We start from the raw sequence: 6,626 nt of genomic DNA, 5'->3' as shown, positions 1-6,626 counted from the left end.
GGGTCCTTTGAGTGAAAGTGAGGGCGGAAGTTTAAACTGGTTTCTTGCTGAAACTTTTGAGCCAGATCAGTTTGGGGCTAGCTCGTTTTTTGGATCTGGCGGCAGGATTATTGAAGTTGGTCCAAGACTTGGTCTAGTAACGCCTTGGTCAACCAGCGCTGGAACGATTTTTGGGGCGAGCAATCTGACTGAGGTCGGGAGGATAGAAGTTGCTCGACGTTATTGGCTGGTTCTGGGAGAGGGTATGACTCTTTCTGATGAACAGACAGAACAAATCTTTGGGCTGCTTCATGACCGGATGACCGAGCAGGTTTATAAATCGCCTCTCTCCACCTTTGAATCGGGGATTATTCCGGAATCGGTACAAACTATCCCGATTCTGGAGAAAGGAGTATTGGCTTTAAGGCAATTCGCAGATGATTATGGATTGGGTTTTACGCCGGAGATGGAGGAGTATATTTGCGTCCACTTCAGCAATGAATTAAAACGTGATCCGACCGACGTGGAACTTTTTATGTTCGGCCAGCTCAATTCCGAACATTGCCGCCATCATATTTTCAACGGAAACTGGGAGATTGACGGAATTGCTAAACCGAGAACCTTGATGGAAATGATTCGGGAAACGGTTAGCGTCAATCCGGGGAATATCGCTGTCGCTTTCAGGGATAATGCGGCTGTCTTGGAGCCGAGAAAAATAAAAGTTTTAATGCCTTCACATCCCGATGTTGCTTCCAACTTCAAGGTTGTGACGATTCGCCGAGGGATGGTTCTGAAAGTTGAAACGCATAATCACCCGACAACGGTTTCTCCTTATGCGGGAGCGGCTACTGGCGTGGCTGTGCGGCGCGATGTTTTCGGCACTGGCCGAGGCGGTGTATCAACCGGCCATTTGGCTGGTTACTATGTTGGCAATCTCTTTATTCCGGGTTATTCATTACCTTGGGAGAGAGAATACGTCGGATATTCTCCGCGCTTTGCTACCCCGTTACAGATTTTGGTTCAGGCTTCAAATGGCGCTTCGGATAATGCCAATTGTTTCGGCAACCCGGTGGTTGTCGGAACAACCAGGTCGTTTGAACAGAAGGTTGGCGATACGCACTATGGCTACCGTAAAACTGCGATGATTGCGGGCAGTTTCGGTTACATTGATGAGCGCCATATCAGGAAGGGTGAGCCGGAAAAGGGGATGTTAGTTGTCCAGACTGGCGGTTTATCATTTCCAATCGGGGTTGGCGGCGGGTCCGGTTCAAGCAAAGACGCTGGCGGACAAGGTCTTCGATTGGACTTTAATTCAGTCCAGCGGGATGACGCTTTCACCGAAAGGAGCAATTTTTGCGTGGTTCGCGCTTGTTCAGAACTTGGCGATGATAACCCGATCGTAACTTTGACTGATTTGGGCGCGGGCGGCGATTGCGTGGCTATTCCGGAATTAGTTTTCCCGGCCGGAGGCAGAGTTGAACTTCGCCAAATTCCTTGCGGCGACAAAACAATGCCCGTCTGGGTCTTTTGGTGCAATGAGTCGCAGGAAAGAATGGCCTATCTGATTTGGGAAGAACAGTTGTCCCTCTTCAAAAGAATTTGCGAGCGCTACCGTTGTCGCATGGCCGTTATTGGCGAAGTGACCGGAGATAGCCGTTTTGTCTTGACCGACGGTCAAGCCGAGCCGGACGCTCCGTTTGAGCGAAAGACGCCGATTGATTTGAGCATGGATTGGCTTTTAGCCGATTTACCCCAACACTCAATCGTCTGTAAAACTGTTCCGAGGCGTTTGGAGCCGCCGCGAGTGCCTAAAGTTTCGGTGCTTGATCATCTGGAGCGAGTTTTTCGTCTGGTCGACGTCGGTTCAAAGGAATTTTTGACCCGCAAAGCTGATCGGACGGTTGGCAATCGTTCGAGTCGCCAGCAGGAAGTCGGTCCTTTGCAGTTGCCTTTGGCTGATTGCGCGGTTATGTCAGATGGTCCCTTTGGCAGAACCGGCCAGATAATTTCTCTGGGCGAGCAGCCGATAAAAGGTTTGGTCAATAACGCCGCCGGGATCAGGATGAGTATTGGTGAGGCTTTTACGAACGCCATCGGGGCGCCAATAAGAAGCATCACTGATTTTAATTTTTCCGCTACGTGGCAGTGGCCTTTCGGGCAACCCGGGGAAAATGCCAGATTGCATGAAGGAGTGGCGGCGGGCACAGCTTGTTGTATAGACCTGTTGACGCGGATCGGCGTAGGAAAGGATTCGCTTTCCATGACTTTGAAGGAAATGGAAGCGGACGGAACCACCGTTCATCCGATTCTGGCTCCGGGTACGGTGCAAATGGTAGCTTTTGGGCCATGCGTTGACATTAATCGGGTGATTACGCCGGATATCAAAATGCCGGGTAAAACCAAATTGATGTTTATTGATTTAGCCAAAGGCGCCCAACGTTTGGGCGGTTCAGCCCTCTTGCGTGTTTATGAGCAGATTGGTAATGAATCGCCTGACTTTGAATATCCGGAATTTTTCCTTCAGGTATTCAAAGCTATGCAGAGGCTTAACCGTCTTGGGTTAATTCTTTCTCTTCACGACCGCAGCGACGGCGGGCTAATTGGTTGTTTTTCGGAAATGGCTTTTGCCGGAAACTGCGGCTTAAAACTCAATTTTGTAGGCAGCCGGTTAGGAGGAAATGACCAAGACAAACTTCTTTTCAATGAAGAGCTTGGTTTAGTTTTTGAATTTTCTCCTCTGTATTATCCGGTTATTCGGGCAATTCTTCGGTTCTATGGAGTTTCCAGACATTGCCATGTGATCGGCGATACAGTCACCGACGACAAAATTGAGGTTCGCTGCAACGGCGAGATTGTTCTTTCCGATCCCATGACTTTTCTAAGGAGGATTTGGCGGGAAACATCTTTCCGGCTGGATGAATTTCAAGCTACGCCGCCAGCTGTCGCCGCTGAATGGGAGAATACTTTCAAGCGTTCTGGGCCAAAGTATCTTCTGCCTTTTAAACCTAAGCCAACGCCTCGGTCAGTGATGATTAAAAAAACCAAGCCCAAAGTGGCTATTTTACTGGAAGCCGGAATTAACGGCGACCGTGATGCCGCGGAAACCTGCCACTTGGCCGGTTTTAACCCTCAAGATATTCATATGACCGAGTTGATTTCTGGCGAAGCAACGCTTCATAGTGTTCAAGGAATAATTATTCCCGGCGGTTTCGCTTTCCGGGATACCTTGGATGCTGGCAAGGGATTAGCGGGAGTGTTTAAGTTCAATACACGGGCTGCTGATGAATTAGCTGCCTTTATTAGCCGGCCAGACACTTTTGGATTTTTCCCTTGCAATGGTTGCCAGGCCGCGGAGCTTCTTGGCATTCTTCCTTGGCCAGGCATCCCCACGGAAAAACTGCCGCGGTTCATTCGCAATGCTTCGGAGCGGTTTGAACATCGGCTTGTAACCATTGGGATTGCGGATCGCAGCAACTCCATTTTCCTTCAGGGGATGGAAGGGGCAATTCTCGGGGTTATTGTCTCCCATGGTCAAGGTCGTTTTTATTGTCCGGACCAGGCAATATTGGCCAGGATTTTTTCAGAAGGTCTAGCGCCGATCCGTTATGTTAATGACCAAGGTGAGATAGCCAAAGGCGATGAGGATCGTCCTTTCAATCCCAATGGGTCGCCGTTTGGCGTGGCTGGGCTTTCCTCGGAAAATGGCAGATTTCTGGCGATGATGCCGCATCCCGAACGTTTGCCCTTAAACAATCTTTGGCCTTGGCAGCCATGGAAATGGAGGAATCTTTCAGCTTCGCCCTGGCTCAAGATGTTCCAGAACGCTAGAGAGTTTTGCGAACAAAGTTGATCTTTTTTCGAAATAAAACAATCCCGTTAGTTGGAGGACTAGCGGGATTTATTTTATGTTATTTTTTACTTCGCGAAAAAGCCACAACTGCGAATGTGGCACATGCGAATTTAATAAAAGAGGCTCGATTAAATGCGATGTTGTTGCTATCGCATTTAACCGAGCCCGTAAGCTACCACCAGTCGTCATCAAGAGTCGGCCAGCCGCCCATTTATCCCTCCGTTGCGCAATCGTTAAAAATTTGTTCCGCGGTTTTCATGAAGGAACCGTTGATATTTTTTTTCCCGAAGATAACCATGATTGAACAAATCGCCCGGAACAATTCCCTTGAAGGTGATTTTTTCCGCAAACCGTCCAGGGCTTTTCCGAGAAGATCCATATTTCCTCCGTCAGCCGAATTGATGGCGATTGAGGCAAGTTCTCCGATTGATTGCTCGTGCATTTTTCTATTTCCTCTTTGGGTATTTTTATCTTGGCCAGACTTCAGTAGCCAGACCGACATCTCCGCAGTATTTGAAACCCGTCGGGTTAATATGGGGCTGGTTTTTGCCAAAATCCTCCTCCGGGTCAAAACCGGATTTTTCCGTTGTTGATGACGCGGCCTGCATCTGGTCGTCGCCAGCAAAATTAGCCGTGGTTTTTTCGCAACTAGCCATTTTACCCTCCCTTGGCTGTTTGTTTAAAAAAAGAACGCGGGATTTTTTAAATTTACGATATAAAAACTGGCTCCCCTTGCGAGGAGCCAGTTTTTGTTTTCCCAGTGATGAACTTAACTTACAAAATAGTTAAAGCATCACAAAAAACCGATCTCCTCGTGGAGCCATAAAAGAAAAAACCAAACCAGAAATAAGTTTTTTGTAATGCCTTAATCATAAAAATATTAGAATTTACTCTCTGTGGATAATTATATCATAAATATTAGTAAAGTCAAACAAAATGTGGATATTTATAAACTTATATTATAAAATTTAGCTAATATTAAAGGAAAATTATGCAAGTTAATACCGCATAATTTTCCATCCCGCCCTTCGCGAAGGCGGGACGGCTTTCAATATAAAATAAAAAGGCGATTTGTTTTTAGCAAATCGCCTTTGTTTTTTTATCTCTCCTTTTTAAAGTTCCGCAACATTGATGGATTTTACTGGTTTGTTATTTAACCAGATTGGTACTTCAGTCTTCTTTTCATTGTCGTTGTTTTTATCTCTGTTGCTTGAGATATTCTAGACGATTTAGTCCGTTAAGATAAGCTTTCGCACTGGCGACGACAATATCCGGATCATTTCCTTGACCGATAGCCATGAGTCCGTCTTCTTGCACGCGAACAGTAACCCTCCCTTGGGAATCGGCGCCGCTTGATAGCGCGGAAATGTTAAACTCCAGAAGTTCCAATGACGTTTCTGTCAATTTTGCGATTGCGTCAAAGACAGCGTCAATGGGGCCATTTCCATGACCATCACCATGCACTGGTTGGCCGTTTATTGCAAGTTTGATGCTTGCCATAGGAGGAGTTTTTGTTCCGCAGGCGACATGCAGACAATCCAGAATAAAAATGTCGGTAGTTCTGGATTGCCCCTCCGCAACAAGGATTTCGAGATCTTCATCAACCACATATTTTTTTCTGTCTGCCAGTTCCTTAAACTTCTTGAAAACCAACCTTAACTCTTGGTCATTGAGGGCGTATCCCATTTGCGAGAGACGTTCACGGAGCGCATGTTTTCCCGAATGTCTTCCCAAAATGAGATTGCTCGCGCTTAGGCCGATATCGGATGGATTCATAATCTCATAGGTCATGGGATTTTTGAGAACGCCATCTTGATGGATGCCGGCTTCGTGCGCGAAGGCGTTGGCACCGACTATGGCTTTGTTTGGCTGGACTACCATACCGGTTATAATACTGACCATCCGGCTGGTCTGATGAATCAATTTGGTTTGGACTCCAGTTTTGAAAGGAAGACTGTTCGATCTGGTGCGTAAGGTCATAATCACCTCTTCCAGGGAAGTATTTCCAGCTCGTTCGCCAATACCGTTGATAGTTACTTCGACTTGTCTGGCGCCAGCTTCTATGGCGGCTAAAGTATTGGCCGTAGCAAGACCCAGGTCATTATGGCAATGGACGCTCAAAATAGCTTTGTCCATGTTTGATGTGTTCCTTTTCACATAAGCAACAAGTTCGCCAAATTCTTTGGGTATTGCGTATCCGACGGTATCCGGAAGATTAACGACGTTTGCGCCGGCGTTGATCACGGCTTCAAACACTCGGCACAAAAAGTCACGGTCAGATCGAGAGCCATCTTCCGCCGAAAATTCCACATTGTCCGTAAGCGTTCTGGCGTAGCTAACCGCTTTTATCGCTTCGGTCAGCATTTTTTCTCTGGTCATGAACAATTTTTCTTCCAGATGAATATCGGAAGTTGCTATGAAAATGTGAATTTTGGGATTAACAGCATGTTTAACCGCCTGCCAGGCTCGATCAATATCCTCCATCTTCGTTCGGGAAAGAGCCGCAACCTCGGCTCTTTTCAATGTCTTTGATATTGTCGAAACGGCTTCAAACTCACCATCGGAAAGGATTGGGAAACCGGCTTCAATCGTGTCTACTCCCAATTTTTCCAGCTGTATTGCAATTCCAATCTTTTCAGCCGTATTCATACTAGCGCCGGGTGATTGCTCTCCGTCTCTCAGCGTCGTGTCGAAAATCTTAATTTCGCTAGACATTTTTTCTCCTTTTTAAAGAACATTAAAATCAAAAAACCACCCTGTTTGGGTGGCTTTTCCATATCTATAAAATAATTTTATT

General features: G+C 46.7%; 4 protein-coding genes. 1 reads left to right on the top strand and 3 read right to left on the bottom strand.

Annotated features, from left to right (window positions below; genetic code table 11):
• The first annotated feature begins 7 nt into the window (after positions 1 to 7).
• Positions 8 to 3,829: a phosphoribosylformylglycinamidine synthase gene (gene purL, locus PHQ42_01955; GenBank protein ID MDD5071479.1), complete on the top strand. Its 3,822-nt coding sequence runs from the start codon at positions 8 to 10 to the stop codon at positions 3,827 to 3,829.
• Between the two features lie 211 nt (positions 3,830 to 4,040).
• Here the strand turns inward: purL and PHQ42_01950 are convergent, their stop codons facing one another.
• The 3 genes from PHQ42_01950 to PHQ42_01940 form a co-directional block, all read right to left on the bottom strand.
• Positions 4,041 to 4,271, bottom strand: a complete 231-nt coding sequence (locus tag PHQ42_01950; GenBank protein ID MDD5071478.1) for a hypothetical protein — start codon at positions 4,269 to 4,271, stop codon at positions 4,041 to 4,043.
• Positions 4,272 to 4,296: 25 nt separating this feature from the next.
• A complete protein-coding gene (locus PHQ42_01945) occupies positions 4,297 to 4,485 on the bottom strand; it encodes a hypothetical protein (GenBank protein MDD5071477.1) in 189 nt (62 codons plus the stop codon).
• A gap of 541 nt (positions 4,486 to 5,026) precedes the next feature.
• Positions 5,027 to 6,544, bottom strand: a complete 1,518-nt coding sequence (locus tag PHQ42_01940) for a 2-isopropylmalate synthase (GenBank protein ID MDD5071476.1) — start codon at positions 6,542 to 6,544, stop codon at positions 5,027 to 5,029.
• Positions 6,545 to 6,626: the final 82 nt, after the last annotated feature.

Source organism: Patescibacteria group bacterium (assembly GCA_028711655.1).
Lineage (GTDB): Bacteria > Patescibacteriota > Patescibacteriia > Patescibacteriales > JAQTRU01 > JAQTRU01.
This window is presented reverse-complemented; position numbering and strand designations above follow the sequence as displayed.

Excerpts from the sequence above, each read along its gene's own strand:
- PHQ42_01950 (MDD5071478.1), bottom strand. The coding sequence starts at position 4,271 with ATGCACGAGCAATCAATCGGAGAACTTGCCTCAATCGCCATCAATTCG.
- PHQ42_01945 (MDD5071477.1), bottom strand. The coding sequence starts at position 4,485 with ATGGCTAGTTGCGAAAAAACCACGGCTAATTTTGCTGGCGACGACCAG.
- PHQ42_01940 (MDD5071476.1), bottom strand. The coding sequence starts at position 6,544 with ATGTCTAGCGAAATTAAGATTTTCGACACGACGCTGAGAGACGGAGAG.